Annotated in this window: 16 protein-coding genes; 8 read left to right on the top strand and 8 right to left on the bottom strand. The window is 73.4% G+C overall.

The window, feature by feature from the left end:
* Window positions 1-72: 72 nt before the first annotated feature.
* The 3 genes from EXE59_RS11855 to EXE59_RS11845 are packed head-to-tail and all read left to right on the top strand — an operon-like array spanning window position 73 to window position 3615.
* Complete coding sequence (locus tag EXE59_RS11855) at window positions 73-2349, top strand: CDP-alcohol phosphatidyltransferase family protein (RefSeq protein ID WP_210428970.1); 2277 nt, start codon at window positions 73-75, stop codon at window positions 2347-2349.
* 52 nt (window positions 2350-2401) lie between these two features.
* Window positions 2402-2914, top strand: coding sequence for a sigma-70 family RNA polymerase sigma factor (locus EXE59_RS11850; RefSeq protein WP_425464515.1), 513 nt, complete (start codon window positions 2402-2404; stop codon window positions 2912-2914).
* Window positions 2911-3615, top strand: a complete 705-nt coding sequence (locus tag EXE59_RS11845; RefSeq protein ID WP_135839088.1) for an anti-sigma factor family protein — start codon at window positions 2911-2913, stop codon at window positions 3613-3615. The genes EXE59_RS11850 and EXE59_RS11845 overlap by 4 nt, the downstream gene beginning before the upstream one ends.
* On the opposite strand, the gene EXE59_RS11840 is transcribed toward EXE59_RS11845, so the two are convergent.
* Window positions 3562-3963, bottom strand: coding sequence for a hypothetical protein (locus EXE59_RS11840; protein WP_210428969.1), 402 nt, complete (start codon window positions 3961-3963; stop codon window positions 3562-3564). The two genes, EXE59_RS11845 and EXE59_RS11840, sit on opposite strands and share 54 nt — an antisense overlap.
* Window positions 3964-4052: 89 nt before the next feature.
* Window positions 4053-5054: a Gfo/Idh/MocA family protein gene (locus EXE59_RS11835; RefSeq protein ID WP_135839086.1), complete on the bottom strand. Its 1002-nt coding sequence runs from the start codon at window positions 5052-5054 to the stop codon at window positions 4053-4055.
* 31 nt (window positions 5055-5085) lie between these two features.
* On the opposite strand from EXE59_RS11835, the gene arfB reads away from it, so the two are divergent.
* Window positions 5086-5523 carry an alternative ribosome rescue aminoacyl-tRNA hydrolase ArfB gene (gene arfB / locus EXE59_RS11830; RefSeq protein WP_168218495.1) on the top strand — a complete coding sequence of 146 codons (438 nt, stop codon included), beginning with the start codon at window positions 5086-5088 and terminating at the stop codon, window positions 5521-5523.
* Window positions 5524-5537: 14 nt separating this feature from the next.
* Here arfB and purE read toward each other — a convergent pair whose 3' ends face one another.
* The 6 genes from purE to EXE59_RS11800 form a co-directional block, all read right to left on the bottom strand.
* Window positions 5538-6080: a 5-(carboxyamino)imidazole ribonucleotide mutase gene (gene purE, locus EXE59_RS11825; RefSeq protein ID WP_135839084.1), complete on the bottom strand. Its 543-nt coding sequence runs from the start codon at window positions 6078-6080 to the stop codon at window positions 5538-5540.
* 30 nt (window positions 6081-6110) lie between these two features.
* A complete protein-coding gene (locus EXE59_RS11820) occupies window positions 6111-7280 on the bottom strand; it encodes a 5-(carboxyamino)imidazole ribonucleotide synthase (RefSeq protein ID WP_135839083.1) in 1170 nt (389 codons plus the stop codon).
* Window positions 7281-7306: 26 nt separating this feature from the next.
* The gene (locus EXE59_RS11815) at window positions 7307-7624 is read right to left on the bottom strand and encodes a winged helix-turn-helix domain-containing protein (RefSeq protein ID WP_135839082.1); all 318 of its coding nucleotides are present in this window, start codon (window positions 7622-7624) and stop codon (window positions 7307-7309) included.
* A 91-nt stretch (window positions 7625-7715) separates the two neighbouring features.
* A complete protein-coding gene (locus EXE59_RS11810; protein ID WP_135839081.1) occupies window positions 7716-8735 on the bottom strand; it encodes an adenylate/guanylate cyclase domain-containing protein in 1020 nt (339 codons plus the stop codon).
* The gene (locus EXE59_RS11805) at window positions 8725-9228 is read right to left on the bottom strand and encodes a PH domain-containing protein (protein ID WP_135839080.1); all 504 of its coding nucleotides are present in this window, start codon (window positions 9226-9228) and stop codon (window positions 8725-8727) included. The genes EXE59_RS11810 and EXE59_RS11805 overlap by 11 nt, the downstream gene beginning before the upstream one ends.
* A gap of 55 nt (window positions 9229-9283) precedes the next feature.
* Entirely contained in the window at window positions 9284-10081 is a 798-nt protein-coding gene (locus EXE59_RS11800) for a biotin--[acetyl-CoA-carboxylase] ligase (RefSeq protein ID WP_135839079.1), read from the bottom strand.
* Between the two features lie 124 nt (window positions 10082-10205).
* Between EXE59_RS11800 and EXE59_RS11795 the strand changes: the two genes are divergently transcribed.
* The 4 genes from EXE59_RS11795 to EXE59_RS11780 are packed head-to-tail and all read left to right on the top strand — an operon-like array spanning window position 10206 to window position 14357.
* On the top strand, window positions 10206-11789 hold the full coding sequence (locus EXE59_RS11795; protein ID WP_135841259.1) for an acyl-CoA carboxylase subunit beta: 1584 nt from the start codon (window positions 10206-10208) through the stop codon (window positions 11787-11789).
* Window positions 11789-12007, top strand: a complete 219-nt coding sequence (locus EXE59_RS11790; protein ID WP_135839078.1) for an acyl-CoA carboxylase subunit epsilon — start codon at window positions 11789-11791, stop codon at window positions 12005-12007. The genes EXE59_RS11795 and EXE59_RS11790 overlap by 1 nt, the downstream gene beginning before the upstream one ends.
* Window positions 12008-12039: 32 nt before the next feature.
* Complete coding sequence (locus tag EXE59_RS11785; protein WP_210428968.1) at window positions 12040-13755, top strand: DUF885 domain-containing protein; 1716 nt, start codon at window positions 12040-12042, stop codon at window positions 13753-13755.
* On the top strand, window positions 13752-14357 hold the full coding sequence (locus EXE59_RS11780) for a Maf family protein (protein WP_135839077.1): 606 nt from the start codon (window positions 13752-13754) through the stop codon (window positions 14355-14357). Before EXE59_RS11785 ends, EXE59_RS11780 begins: the two co-directional genes overlap by 4 nt.
* Window positions 14358-14365 lie beyond the last annotated feature (8 nt).

Raw genomic sequence — 14365 nt, 5'->3', positions numbered from 1 at the left:
CTCCTTGGTAACGGAGCAACCCCGCTGTCGGTTCAGACCGGTCCTGCGACGGGGCTCGCGACACAGGTGGCGGTGCTCGCCGGGCTGGACCTCGCCGCCGGGCTCACGAGGGCGGCATGGCTGGCCGGTCTCACGGTCGGGGTGGGCGTGGCGGTCCTGCTCGGCCTCGGGCTGGCGCGAGCCGGTCGCGGGGTGGGGCCGGCCGACGTCGTCACCCTCGCCCGCAGCAACCTGGTGGGGGGTGTGGCCGCGCTGGTGGTGGCGCGGGCCGACCCGGCGGTGCTGGTGCCCGTGGCGGTGGTGGCGCTCGCCCTGGACTGGGTGGACGGCCGGGTGGCGCGCCGCAGCGGCACCGCGTCGGACCTCGGCGGGCGCTTCGACATGGAGGTCGACGCGCTCCTCGTGCTGCTGCTGAGCTGGCACGTGTCCGCCACGGCGGGGGCATGGGTGCTGCTGATCGGGCTCGCGCGCTACCTGAAGCTCGCCGCCTCCTGGGCCTGGCCGTGGCTGGGTGCCACCGCGCGCGCGCGTCACTGGGCCAGGGTCGTGGCCGCGGTGCAGGGCGTCGTGCTCGTGGTCGCCGGTTCCGGCCTGCTCCCGCCCACGCCGACCGCGGTGGTCCTGCTGCTCGCGCTCGCGCTGCTGGCGGAGTCCTTCGCGACCGAGATCCGGTGGCTGTGGCGCCACCGCGATGCGGTTCCCCCGCGACCCCGTCGCCTCGCCGGCACGGCCGTCGCCCTGCTCGCCGTCAGCGCCGCCCTGGTCGCGCCGCACGTGTGGGAGCGAGCGGGGGCCTGGTCGTGGCAGCTCCCCCTGGAGGCGGTCGCCTACGTCGCGGTCGTCCTCCTCGTCCCGCAGCGCCTGACCCGCGCCCGGCAGGTGGTGACGGCGGGCGCGGGCGTACTCCTGGCGGTCCTGGCGCTGCTCAAGGCGCTCGACCTCGGGTTCCGCGCCGTCCTCAACCGGCCGTTCGACCCCCTCGTGGACTGGGCCTACGTCGACGAGCTGGTCGCGCTGGTGCACGACTCCACCAGTGAGCTCCTCGCTCCGGTGCTGCTCGCCGCCCTGGCGACCGCCGTCGTCGCGCTGCTCGTCGGGCTGCCGCTGGCCGTACAGCGGCTCACCCGGGTCCTCGACGCCCGCCGCCCGGCGGCCCGCCGGGGCCTCGCGGCCGCCGTCAGCCTGTGGCTCGTCACGGTGCTGACCGCTGCCGCCGGTGGCAGCGCACCGGCCGTCGTCGGCGCCGGCACCGCGTCGTACGCCTGGCACCAGGTGGCACGCGTCCCCGGCGAGCTGCGGGCACGCGCCGCCTTCGAGCGGATGACCCACGACGACCCGGTCGCTGACATCCCGGCCGACCGGCTGCTGGCAGGACTGCGCGGCAAGGACGTGCTCGTCGTCTTCGTCGAGAGCTACGGACGCGTGGCGCTGACGGACCCGGCGCTCGCCCCGGGTGTGGACGCAGTGCTGGAGGACGGCACGGCCCGGCTCGCGGAGGCCGGGTTCGCCGGACGCAGCGCCTGGCTGACCTCGCCGACGTTCGGGGCGCTGTCGTGGCTGGCGCACGCCTCGCTGCAGACCGGGCTCTGGGTGGACAGCCAGGCGCGCTACGACGCACTCGTGGACAGCCCGCGCATGTCACTGACCCGGCTCTTCGGCCGCGCCGGGTGGCGCACCGTCGCCAGCGTCCCGGCCAACACCGAGGACTGGCCCCAGGGTGCCTTCTACGGCTTCGACCACCTCTACGACTCCCGAAACGTGGGCTATCGCGGCCCGCGCTTCGGCTACCCGACGATGCCCGACCAGTTCACCCTCGAGGCGTTCTGGCGCCACGAGCTCGCCGCGCGAGAGCGCCGACCGGTGATGGCGGAGATCGACCTCATCAGCAGCCATGCACCCTGGTCACGCACCCCTCGGATGGTCGACCCCGCCCTGGTGGGTGACGGCAGCGTGTTCGACGGGATGCCCGAGCAGCTGCCGTCCGAGCCGGAGATCTGGACGTCGCCGCAGCGGGTGCGGGCGGCGTACGGCGAGGCGGTGGAGTACTCGCTGACGGCGCTGCTCGACTTCGTCGCCCGACATGGCGACGACGACCTCGTCGTGGTGGCGCTCGGCGACCACCAGCCGGCCACCGTCGTGTCCGGGGCCGACGCGGGCCACGACGTCCCGGTGACAGTGCTGTCCCGGGATCCCGCGGTGCTCGAGCGGATCGAGGCCTGGGGCTGGCAGGACGGGCTGCGCCCCGCCGACGACGCCCCGGTCTGGCGGATGGACGCCTTCCGGGACCAGTTCCTGGCGGCGTACGACGGCGGCGCGGAGGACACTGGTCACGCGGACGTGAACCGGTGACCGACCGGGCACGTTCCCTTCTGGGGGGACGTGCGAGGACGAGGAGGGCGACGTGGTCGACGAGCCTGTGACGCTGATGCAGCGCCTGCACGACGAGCACGCCGCCGAGCTCTGGCGCTTCTGCCTGCGGCTGACCAACCACGACCGGGCCCGCGCCGAGGACGTCGTGCAGGAGACGCTGCTGCGGGCGTGGCGGCACCGCGCCATCCTGGAGAGCAGCCCGCCGGCGGTCAGGTCGTGGCTGCACACCGTCGCCCGCAACCTGGTCATCGACGAGTGGCGCTCGCGCCGGGCCCACCCCGAGGTCCCGGTCGCCGAGGTCCCCGAGGAGGGCGGCGAGCCCGACCGCAGCGACGAGCTGCTGCTGTCGTGGGTCGTCGCGGAGGCGCTCACCCGCCTCTCCGCCGAGCACCGGGGCGTGCTGCTCGAGTGCTACTACCGGGGCCGCCCGGTGGCCGAGGCCGCCCGCCGGCTCGGAGTGCCGGAGGGGACCGTCAAGTCCCGCACCCACTACGCCCTGCGCGCCCTCCGCCTGGCGCTGGAGGAGATGGGGGTGACCGCGTGAGCACCACGACGGGCTGCGACTTCGAGCACGCGGACGGCGCCTACGTGCTGGGCGCCCTCTCCGCGGCCGAGCGCCTGGCCTTCGAGCGGCACCTCACCGGCTGCGACGCCTGCACGGCACGGGTTCGGCAGCTCGCCGGCCTGCCCGGCCTGCTGGGCCGAGTCGGTGCCGAGGTGCTGGAGGAGGTGCCTCCGCCCGGGGTGCCGGCCACGCTGCTGCCCGCCCTCGCCGCCCGGGTGCGCCGCGAGCAGCGGCGCCGCGCCACCGTGGCCGCGCTGCTCGCGGCGGCCGTCGCGGCCCTGGTCGTCGGCGTCGGTGCCGTGGCGGTGGACGCCGTGCGGGACGATCCGGCGGCGCCGTCGGCGGCACCCACGCCGGGCCCCGGCACGGCCATGGCGCCGGTGGGCGGCGACGTGCCGGTGCGCGCGAGCCTGACGCTCGAGGATGTCACGTGGGGCACCCGGATCGGGCTGCTGTGCACCTACGACCCCACGACCGTGGAGTACGAGCTACCGACCGAGGTGACCTACCTGCTGGTGGTGCGCACCCGAGACGGCGGGACGGAGCAGGTCGGCACGTGGCGCTCTGCCGGCGGGCGCACGATGCGGCTCGAGGCGGGGACGGCGACGAGCCAGGAGGACATCGCCTCAGTGGAGGTGCGCACCACCGACGGGCGCGTCGTGCTGACGTCCTCGGCCTGAGCGCCACCCCGAGATCCACGGCAGCAGCAGCACCGCGCCGGCGACCATCGCCACGACCTCGGAGATCGCCGCGAGCCAGGCGTACCAGCTCCAGCTCGCCTCGATGCCGAAGAGTCCCACGGTCGTGGAGACGAGGAACGCGGCGAGCGTCGACGCGCCGAAGCCGACCGTCAGGAACGGCGGCACCCAGCCGTGCCAGGTGAACAGCAGCACCGCGATCGCCGCCCCCGCGACCACGTTGACCACGAAGAGCTGGCCGACGGTGCCCTGGTCCCGCACGCCGTCGAACCACAGGTAGAGGTGCACCACCGCCGACACCACGACGGCCACCGCCGCCAGGATCCGCATGCCCATGTCCTTCTCCGTCCGTTGGGTTCCTCCCCTGAGGAACGGATGCGGCGTCCCCCGGGTTCAGCTGCGGCCGGGTCCACCGCGGGCTACAGCCCGAGCGGGGCCTCGGCCATGGCGATGCCGAGCTGGCCGAGCGCCTCCTCCAGCACCCACATCACGTCGAGGGTGTCGGACAGAGGCATCACCGCGCTCTCGGTGAGCCCGGCGGCGAGGCAGCGCTGGACCTCCTCGGCCTGGTGGGCGTAGCCACGCCCGGTGGGCTGCAGCTCGAGCTCCTGCGGCTCCTCGCCGTTGCGGCGCAGGACGAGCCGGGTGGGGTGGTAGAAGGGCGGCACGAGCTCGAGCGATCCCTCGGTGCCCACCAGGATCGCGCGGCCGGGCGTCTGGCTGGCGAGGGCGCAGGTCAGCGACGCGGCCCGGCCGTCGGCGTACGCGAGCTGGATCGCCGCCGAGCGGTCGGCGCCGTTGGGGTAGGTCGTGCCGGTCGCGGTGATCCGGTCGGGACGCCCGAGGAGGTCCTGCGCGAGCGAGACGGTGTAGACGCCGAGGTCGAGCACCGACCCACCGCCGAGCGCGAGGTCGAAGAGCCGGCTGCCCGGGTCGTAGTCGCGGTGCGCGCCGAAGTCGGCCTGGACGAGGAGCAGCTCGCCGATCTCGCCGGCGTCGACCAGGGCCCGGGCGCGCGCGACGGCGGGCTGGAAGCGGGTCCACATCGCTTCCATGCAGAACACCCCGGCGTCACGGGATGCGGCGACCACCTCCTCGGCGCCGGCGAGGGTCGCGGTGAAGGCCTTCTCGACCAGCAGCGGCGTCCCGGCCCCGATCGCGGCGAGGGCGAGCGCGTGGTGCTGCGGGTGGGGCGTGGCGACGTAGACGACGTCGACCTCTCCCCGGCGCCCCGCCTCGACGAGGTCGGCATAGGTCCCGGACCCGCAGTCCTCGCCGCCGAGGCGACCGGCGAAGTCGCGGGCAGACTCCGTCGACCGGCTGCCGACGAAGGCGACCTCGGCGTCCGGCAGGTGGGCCAGGTCGGCGGCGAAGGCGGCCGCCATCCCGCCCGTCGCGGCGATTGCCCAGCGTGTGGTCATGCGAGGAACCCTAGAGGTCCACAATGGAGGCGTGCGAGACCTCCACGTCCCGGCCGGGCCCGGCCTGCCCGACGGCCTGGTGGTGCCGTCGGCAGAGCTGGTCGAGAGGTTCTCCAGGTCACCCGGCCCGGGCGGTCAGTCGGTGAACACCACCGACTCGCGCGTGGAGCTCGAGTACGACGTCGGCGCCTCGGGCGCGCTCACCGACACCCAGCGTGCCCGGGCGCTGCGCCGATGGCCCGAGGGTCGGGTCACGGTCGCTGCCTCCGAGCACCGCTCGCAGCACCGCAACCGCGTGGCAGCCCGCGAGCGGCTCGCCGACCTGCTGCGCACGGCACTGGCTCCTCCTCCCCCGCCGCGCCGGCCGACGCGGCCCTCGCGCGGGTCGAAGGAGCGGCGGCTGAAGGCGAAGAAGGAGCGGGCCTCGACCAAGGCCCTCCGCGGCCGCGTGCGCGACCGGGACCGCTAGGGCGGGGGCCGGGGCTAGAAGCCGACCCGCCGAGTGTCGCCCGCGGACGCCCGGCGTACGACCTCGCCCTTGGCGTGCGCGGCCTCGGCGAGCTCCGCCTGGTAGTCGACGAGCCGCTGCTGGAGCGCGGGGTCACTGGTGGCGAGGATCCGCGCCGCGAGGATGCCGGCGTTCTTGGCGTTGCCGATGGCGACGGTGGCGACCGGGATGCCGCCGGGCATCTGCACGATCGACAGCAGGGAGTCCATCCCGTCGAGGTACTTCAGCGGCACCGGGACGCCGATCACGGGCAGCGGCGTCACCGACGCGAGCATGCCGGGCAGGTGGGCGGCTCCCCCGGCGCCGGCGACGACCACCGACAGGCCCCGCGTGTGGGCCCGGCGGCCCCACTCGATCATCTCGGTCGGCATCCGGTGGGCGGAGACGACGTCGGCCTCCCACCCGACACCGAGCTCGGTGAGGATCTCTCCGGCGGCCTGCATCACGGGCCAGTCGGAGTCGGAGCCCATCACGATGCCGACCTTCACGGTCGCCTGCTGTCCCTGCGTCTCGCTCATCCGGTCCTCACCCTGTCGTCGCTCGGCTCGTCATTCGCTCTCGTCGCCCAGGTCCCCGCGGAACCACGCCGCCGCGTGCCGGGCGCGCTCGAGGCAGTCCTCGAGGTCGTCACCGAAGGCGTTGACGTGGCCGACCTTCCGACCCGGGCGGAGGTCCTTGCCGTAGAAGTGCACCCGCAGGTGCGGGTCGCGCGCCATCGCGTGCGGCAGGCCGTCGTAGAGGTGACCGGTGTCGGTGGGTCCCCCGAGGATGTTGACCATCACGGTCCAGCGACTCCGCGGGGCCGGCGACCCCAGCGGGAGGTCCATGACGGCGCGCAGGTGGTTCTCGAACTGGGACGTCACGGCGCCGTCCTGGGACCAGTGGCCGGTGTTGTGGGGACGCATGGCCAGCTCGTTGACCAGGATCCGGCCGTCGGTCGTCTCGAAGAGCTCGACGGCGAGGATGCCCGTGACGTCGAGCGCACCGGCGATCCGCAGGGCGATCTCCTGCGCCTGACCGGCGAGTGCGGGCGAGAGGTCGGGCGCCGGGGCGATGACCTCGTGGCAGATGCCGTCGAGCTGGGTCGAGGCGACGACCGGGTACGCCGCGGCCTGGCCGCTGGGCGCCCGCGCGACGAGCGCGGAGAGCTCCCGCCGGAAGTCGACGAGCTCCTCGGCCAGCACCTCGACGCCGGCGGCCGCGGCGGTGTCGAAGGCCACCTGCGCCTCGCCGAGCGCGCGGACCACCCAGACGCCCTTCCCGTCGTAGCCGCCCCGCGTGGTCTTGAGGACGCACGGCAGGCCGAAGGCCTCGACGTCGGCGGTCGAGGTGACCACGGCGTTGCGGGGGCACGGCACGTCGAGCCCGGCGAGACGGCGGCGCATCACCGCCTTGTCCTGGGCATGGACCAGCGCGTCAGGACCGGGACGTACGGCGACGCCGTCCGCCTCGAGCGCGTGCAGGTGGTCGGTCGGGACGTGCTCGTGGTCGAAGGTGACCACCGCGGCGCCGTCGGTGACCCGGCGCAGGGTCGGCAGGTCGGTGTAGTCGCCGACGAGCTGGTCGGGGATCACCTGGGCGGCGGAGACGCCCGGGGCCTCGGCGAGCAGGCGCAGCGGGAGGCCGAGCGCGATCGCGGGCTGGGCCATCATCCGGGCCAGCTGGCCTCCCCCGACGACGGCGAGCGTGGGAGCGCGGTGCGAACCGGTCGAGGACACGACGCGAGCCTATAGAAGGCCCCACGTCAGCTGGCTACGGTGTCCGCCGACGCCTCGAAACGCAGGCCGCGTCCGCGGTGCGTGGTGATCAGGGTGGGGCTGCGCGGGTCGTCACCGAGCTTGCGGCGCAGCCAGCCCAGGTGGACGTCGATGGTCTTCGAGTTGGTGTAGAAGGAGGTCTGCCAGACGTCGGCCATCAGCTCGCCGCGCGTGACGATGTCGCCGGGTCGGACCATCAGGGCATGCAGCAGCTGGAACTCCTTGCGGGAGAGCCTGATCTCGGTCTCGCCACGCCACACCCGTCGGGAGCCGGGGTCCAGTCGCACGTCTTGCACAGCCAACACGGGCTGAACGTAAGGAGAGCAGGACGCCCGGGGGGTCCTTATGGAGGAAAAATGGCCGACTGGTCTGGTCCACCTCACCCGCGCCGGACGGTCAGCGTCGGCGTACCGCCACGGGCTCGACCAGACCGAAGCCCCGGACGGGACGTGCGGGCAGCCGACGGTCCTCCCACTCGTCCGCGGGCAGCAGGTCGGCGGTGTTCTGGTCGACGATCAGCCGGTTGCGTCGTGCGACCTGGGTGAGACGGGCGGCCATGTTGACCGGCGGGCCGAAGATGTCGCCGAGGCGCTGGATGACCGGTCCGCTGGCCAGGCCGAGGCGCACGTCGGGCATCTTGGCGTCGCGGCCGATCACGTTGATGATCCCCTCGGCGACCCCGACCGCCTCCTCCGCGGTGTTGGTGACGAAGAGGACCGAGTCACCGAGGCTCTTGATGATGCGTCCGCCGTAGCGGGCCACCACGTCCTGGCAGCGGCTCTCGAACACCTCGACGAGGTCGCCGATCTCGTCGCGGTCGAGGGTGTTGGACAGCGCGGTGAAGGAGACGAGGTCGGCGAAGCCGACGGTCACGTCGATGGTGTGGAGGTCCTCGTCCTTGGCGCCCATCGCCTCGACCCGGCCGACCGCGGCGGCGAGGTGGCGCCGCCAGGCGTAGACGAGGAGCTGCTCGAAGGGCGGGTTGACCTCGTCGATGAGACGCCTCGCCGACCCGATGCGCGATCCGGTGGCCTCCTCGCCGGCCTCCATCTCCTCCACCCGGCTGACCAGCGTGGAGACCTCCCAGTCGGCGAGCCGGGCCATGGTCTGGCCGACGCCCCGGGTGAGGTTGACCGCCGTGTCGAAGTCGACCGCGCCCGAGTCGACGAAGCCCATCACGGTCCCGACGGCCTCGACGTCGGCGGCGGTGTAGGCCTTCTCGCCGCTGAACTCCGGGAAGCCCAGCGCCCGCCACAGGCGGCGCGTCTGCTCGATCGTCACGCCGGTCTCGGCGGCCACCTCGAGCGCGTTGAACTGCGGCGTGCTGCGCAGGATCGCGTGGTCGAGCTGCTCGCCCGGCGCGCCCTCGGCCCCGGGGTCGGGCTGCTCGCCTCGGCGCTTGCGGTCAGGCGCCATCGTCGCGGCGGTCACCGCCGGCGAGGCGGTGGAGCTCGTCGGAGACCTGGAGCTGGACCTTCTCGACGTCGGGGATGTCGTAGAGCTCGACGCTGCCGTCGGTGCTGGCGTCCGAGACGACCAGCGTGCCGCAGCCGAAGACCCGGTCGATGACGCCGATCTCGAAGTCCACGCCGCTGATCCGGTTGAGGGGGATGGTGCGGCCCTCCTTGGCGATGAAGCCGGAGCGCTTGATGAAGCGGCGGTTGGTGAACGTGTAGGTCGTCGTCGCCCACCGCAGGAACGGTCCGACGAGGAACCACACGAGCACCGCGAGGAAGAGCACCCACACGACGAGGCGCACGACGCCGCTCCCGACGAGGCCGGTGACGACGAGGGCCACGGCCAGCGCCACGAGCACCGCGAGGCCCGGGAGGATCAGCGCCTTGACGTGCGTCCGGGTCGAGACGACGACGTGTTCTCCGGGGTTCAGGAGGTTGCTCGGGTAGGCCACGCGAGGATCATGTCACCCGGTGCACCCGACTTCTAGGCAGGTCGCGCAGCGACGATCAGGCGGAGCGTACGTGCACCACGTCGCCGGCGGCCACGGTCAACGCGCCGTCGTCGGTCGCGACCACCAGCGCACCAGTGGCGTCGATGTCGAGCGCCTCGCCGCGGCGTACGGCCCCGCCGGGCAGGTGCACGTCGACGGTACGGCCGAGGGTGACGCACACGTCGGCGTACGCCCGGCGGAGCGCGCCGACGTCGTCGAGCAGGCCCTGCAGGCCGTGGAGGGAGCCGAGCACCTGGCTCAGCAGGCCGGTGCGCTCCACGGGCTCACCGGTCTCCAGCGAGATCGACGTGGCCGTCGCGACGGGGAGCTCCTCGAGTGTCTGGTCGACGTTGATGCCGACCCCGACGACCACCATCGGGCCGTCCGCCGCCTCCACCCGCTCGACGAGGATCCCGCAGACCTTGCGCCCCGCGCCGGAGCCGTCGTCGACGAGCACGTCGTTGGGCCACTTCAGCGCGATGTCGGGCAGCCGGTCGGCCAGCGCGGCCTGCACGGCGTACCCAGTGAGGAGCGGCAGCCACGACCAGGAGGTCGCGGGCGCGTGGGGTCGCAGCAGCACCGAGAACGTCAGCGACGACCGGGCAGGCGTCTCCCACGCCCGGTCGAGCCGGCCGCGCCCGGCCGTCTGGTGCTCGGTGACCAGGACCAGGCCGGGCTGCTCGCCTGCGCGGGCCCGCTCGGCGAGAGCGGCGTTGGTCGAGGGGGCCGCCTCCACCAGCTCGACACGCCAGCCGGCGGGCGTCACCAGCCGGACGGGGTCGAGGGGTGGGCGCGGTGCCGGGCTGGAGGTCATGGGGTCTAGATTGCCCCAGTGACCGGGCCCGGGGCACGACACCCCTGGCGAGCGACCCAGCCCAACAGGAGGCCACCGCGTGAGCGCACAGCCGGGTGAAGGCACCGACGTCCCCCCGCAGGAGATGGACATCGACGTCCACACGACCGCGGGCAAGCTCGCCGACCTCGAGCGGCGCCTCGACGAGGCCGTGCACGCCGGGTCGGACAAGGCGGTCGAGAAGCAGCACGCCAAGGGCCGTCGCACCGCCCGCGAGCGCATCGAGATGCTCTTCGACGAGGGCACCTTCGTCGAGCTCGACGAGCTCGCCCGGCACCGCTCGACCGCGTTCGGGCTGGAGAAGACCCGCCCGTACGGCGACGGCGTCGTCACCGGCTACGGCGAGGTCAACGGCCGGATGGTGTGCGTCTTCAGCCAGGACTTCACCGTCTTCGGCGGCTCGCTGGGCGAGGTCTACGGCGAGAAGATCACCAAGGTCATGGACCTGGCGATCAAGACCGGCTGCCCGATCATCGGCATCAACGAGGGTGCCGGCGCCCGCATCCAGGAGGGCGTGGTCTCCCTCGGCCTCTACGGCGAGATCTTCCGCCGCAACGTGCACGCCTCCGGCGTGATCCCGCAGATCAGCCTGATCATGGGCAACTGCGCCGGCGGCCACGTCTACTCCCCCGCCGTCACCGACTTCACCGTGATGGTCGACCAGACCTCGGCGATGTTCATCACCGGACCCGACGTCATCAAGACCGTCACCGGCGAGGACGTCACGATGGAGGACCTCGGCGGCGCGCGCACGCACAACACGAAGTCCGGCAACGCCCACTACATGGCCACTGATGAGGAGGACGCCATCGAGTACGTCAAGGCGATGCTGTCGTTCCTCCCGCAGAACAACCTCGATCCGGCGCCCGAGTACGACGAGCAGCCGGACATGGAGTTCACGGACCTCGACCGGTCGCTGGACGCGATCATCCCCGACGGCGCGAACCAGCCCTACGACATGCACGACGTGATCACCGCCGTCGTGGACGACGAGGACTTCCTCGAGGTCCAGGAGCTGTTCGCACCCAACATCATCGTCGGCTTCGGCCGCGTGGAGGGCCAGTCGGTCGGCATCGTGGCCAACCAGCCGATGCAGTTCGCCGGCACCCTCGACATCGACGCGAGCGAGAAGGCCGCCCGCTTCGTGCGGTTCTGCGACGCCTTCAACCTGCCCGTGCTGACCTTCGTCGACGTGCCCGGCTTCTTGCCCGGCACCGACCAGGAGTGGGACGGCATCATCCGCCGCGGCGCCAAGCTCATCTACGCCTACGCCGAGGCGACCGTCCCGCTGGTCACCGTGATCACCCGCAAGGCCTACGGCGGCGCCTACGACGTGATGGGCTCCAAGCACCTCGGCGCCGACATCAACGTCGCCTGGCCCACCGCGCAGATCGCCGTGATGGGCGCCCAGGGCGCGGCCAACATCCTGCACCGCAAGACCCTCAAGAAGGTCGCGGAGGCCGGTGGGGACGTGGAGGCCAGGCGCGCGGAGCTCATCGACGAGTACGAGACCACGCTCGCCAATCCCTACATCGCGGCCGAGCGCGGCTACGTCGACGCCGTCATCGCGCCGCACGAGACCCGCATCGAGGTCATCCGGTCGCTGCGGCTGCTGCGCACCAAGCGGGAGACCCTCCCGCCCAAGAAGCACGGGAACATCCCCCTCTGATGGCAGACGCAGAGCAGGCTCCGCTCCTGAGGGTCGTGAATCCCGACGCCACCCCCGAGGAGGTCGCGGCACTCGTCGCGGTCTTCTCGGCGCTGGGCTCCGCCACGGGCGAGCCTCCGCGGCGGCCGCGCCCGGTCTGGAACCATCCGGCCCGCGGGGTGCGCCAGACGCACCGCAGCGGCCCCGGTGCGTGGCGCGCCAGCGGCCTGCCCCGCTGAGCCCGCCACCGGAGCGCGGCTAGGGTCGCCGCGTGACCGACGCCGCGACGACCACCCGCACCATCGACGCCCTCTGCGACGCCTACGTCGACGACTACTGCGCCCTCGACCCGCTGACGGCGACCTCGATCGGGGTCGACGGCCACGACCACGAGCTCACCGACTTCTCGCCCGCCGGCTTCGACGCGCGGCTCGCCCTGGCGCGGGCCGCCGTCGCCGCGGTCGAGACCGCCACCCCGGTCGACGACCGCGAGGCCGCGGCGAAGGACGCGTTCCTGGAGCGCACCCGCCTCGGGATCGAGCTCGAGGAGGCCGGGGTGGACCGGTCGCGGATGTCGGTCCTGTGGAGCCCGCTGCACGAGATCCGGGGCGTCTTCGACCTGATGCCGATCCAGGGCGAGGAGGCCGTCGCGGCCATCGCGTCGCGCCTCGCCGGCGTACCGGCCGCGCTCGAGGGGCTGCGGGTCACGCTCTCCGACGAGGCCCGCAAGGGCAACGTGGCCGCGGCGCGGCAGTACGCCGAGGTGGCCGAGCAGGTGCGTCGCTGGACCGGCCAGACCGGCGAGGCGGGCGACTTCTACCTCGGCCTCGCCGACCGGGTGGCCGCAGCCGAGCCCTCCGCCGACGCATCCGGGCTCCGCGCCCTCGCAGGTGGCGCGAGCGCGGCGACGGCGGCGTTCGGGCTGTTCCTCAGCGACGAGCTCGAGCCGCAGGGCCGCGAGAAGGAGGGCGTGGGCCGCGAGGTGTACGCCCTCGCCAGTCGCTACTTCCTCGGCGCCGAGGTCGACCTCGACGAGACGTACGCCTGGGGCTGGGCCGAGCTCCAGCGGCTCTCCGACCTCATGGCTGCCACGGCCGGGCGGATCGTGCCCGGGGGCGACGTCGACGCAGCCGTCGCGCACCTCGACGCCGATCCGGAGCGGGTGGTGCACGGGCGCGAGGCCTTCCGCGGCTGGATGCAGGAGCTCGCGGACCGCACCGTCGAGGCGATGGCCGACGTGCACTTCGACATCCCCGACCCGATCCGGCGCATCGAGTGCATGCTGGCGCCCACCAACGACGGCGGCATCTACTACACGGGCCCGTCGGAGGACTTCGAGCGCCCCGGCCGGATGTGGTGGTCGGTCCCCGACGGCATCGACGCCTTCCACCCCTGGCGCGAGGTCACGACCGTCTTCCACGAGGGCGTCCCCGGGCACCACCTCCAGGTCGCGCAGACCGCCTACCGCCGCGACACCCTCAACCGCTGGCAGCGGCTGATGTGCTGGTGCAGCGGCCACGGCGAGGGATGGGCGCTCTACGCCGAGCGCCTGATGGAGGAGCTCGGCTTCCTCGACGACCCCGCCGACCTGCTCGGGATGCTCGACGCGCAGTCCCTACGCGCGGCGCGCGTCGTCGTCGACATCGGCATGCACCTCGAGCTGACGATCCCCGAGGACAACCGCCTCGGCGCCGGCGGCGCGCCCTTCCACCCCGGTGAGACCTGGACCCCCGAGCTGGGCCTGGAGTTCATGCGGCTGCACTGCCGGATGGACGACGAGTTCGTCCAGTTCGAGGTCAAGCGCTACCTCGGCCTGCCCGGGCAGGCGCCGTCCTACAAGGTCGGCGAACGGATCTGGCTCGAGGCCCGGGCCGGCGTGCAGGAGCGCCAGGGCGACGACTTCGACCTCAAGGCGTTCCACCGGGCCGCCCTCGACCTCGGCTCGCTCGGCCTCGACCCGCTGCGCGCCGCCCTGGAGCGGATGTGACCACGCTCGTCCTCGCCTCGGCGTCACCCGCCCGCCTGGCCACGTTGCGGGCGGCCGGGCTCGATCCGGCCGTGGTGGTCAGCGGCGTCGACGAGTCGCAGGTGACCGACCTCCCGCCGGCCGAGCTCGCGCTCCAGCTCGCCGAGCTCAAGTGCGCCGCCGTCGCCGCGCGCGACGACGTGCCGGCCGACGCGCTCGTCCTCGGCTGCGACTCGGTGCTCGAGCTCGACGGCGAGGCCCTCGGGAAGCCCCACGACGCCGACGAGGCGCGCCAACGCTGGCAGGCGATGCGCGGGCGTACGGGGGTGCTGCACAGCGGGCACAGCCTTCGCGACACCGCCACCGGACGGGTCGCGGCGGCCACGGGGTCGACCGCCGTCCACTTCGCCGACCTCGGCGACGACGAGATCGAGGCCTACGTCGCCACGGGCGAGCCGCTGCACGTCGCGGGCGCGTTCACGATCGACGGGCTCGGCGGGGCGTACGTCCGCGGCATCGAGGGCGACCACCACAACGTCGTCGGGGTCAGCCTGCCGCTGCTGCGCGAGCTCGTCCTCGAGCTCGGCCACGCGTGGCAGGACCTGTGGTCGCCGACCCGCTAGCATCACGC

This window comes from Nocardioides eburneiflavus, assembly GCF_004785795.1.
GTDB classification, from domain to species: domain Bacteria; phylum Actinomycetota; class Actinomycetes; order Propionibacteriales; family Nocardioidaceae; genus Nocardioides; species Nocardioides eburneiflavus.
This window is presented reverse-complemented; position numbering and strand designations above follow the sequence as displayed.

Excerpts from the sequence above, each read along its gene's own strand:
- EXE59_RS11840 (WP_210428969.1), bottom strand. The coding sequence starts at position 3,963 with ATGCGGATCCTGGCGGCGGTGGCCGTCGTGGTGTCGGCGGTGGTGCAC.
- EXE59_RS11835 (WP_135839086.1), bottom strand. The coding sequence starts at position 5,054 with ATGACCACACGCTGGGCAATCGCCGCGACGGGCGGGATGGCGGCCGCC.
- purE (WP_135839084.1), bottom strand. The coding sequence starts at position 6,080 with ATGAGCGAGACGCAGGGACAGCAGGCGACCGTGAAGGTCGGCATCGTG.
- EXE59_RS11810 (WP_135839081.1), bottom strand. The coding sequence starts at position 8,735 with ATGGCGCCTGACCGCAAGCGCCGAGGCGAGCAGCCCGACCCCGGGGCC.
- EXE59_RS11800 (WP_135839079.1), bottom strand. The coding sequence starts at position 10,081 with ATGACCTCCAGCCCGGCACCGCGCCCACCCCTCGACCCCGTCCGGCTG.
- EXE59_RS11795 (WP_135841259.1), top strand. The coding sequence starts at position 10,206 with ATGGACATCGACGTCCACACGACCGCGGGCAAGCTCGCCGACCTCGAG.
- EXE59_RS11790 (WP_135839078.1), top strand. The coding sequence starts at position 11,789 with ATGGCAGACGCAGAGCAGGCTCCGCTCCTGAGGGTCGTGAATCCCGAC.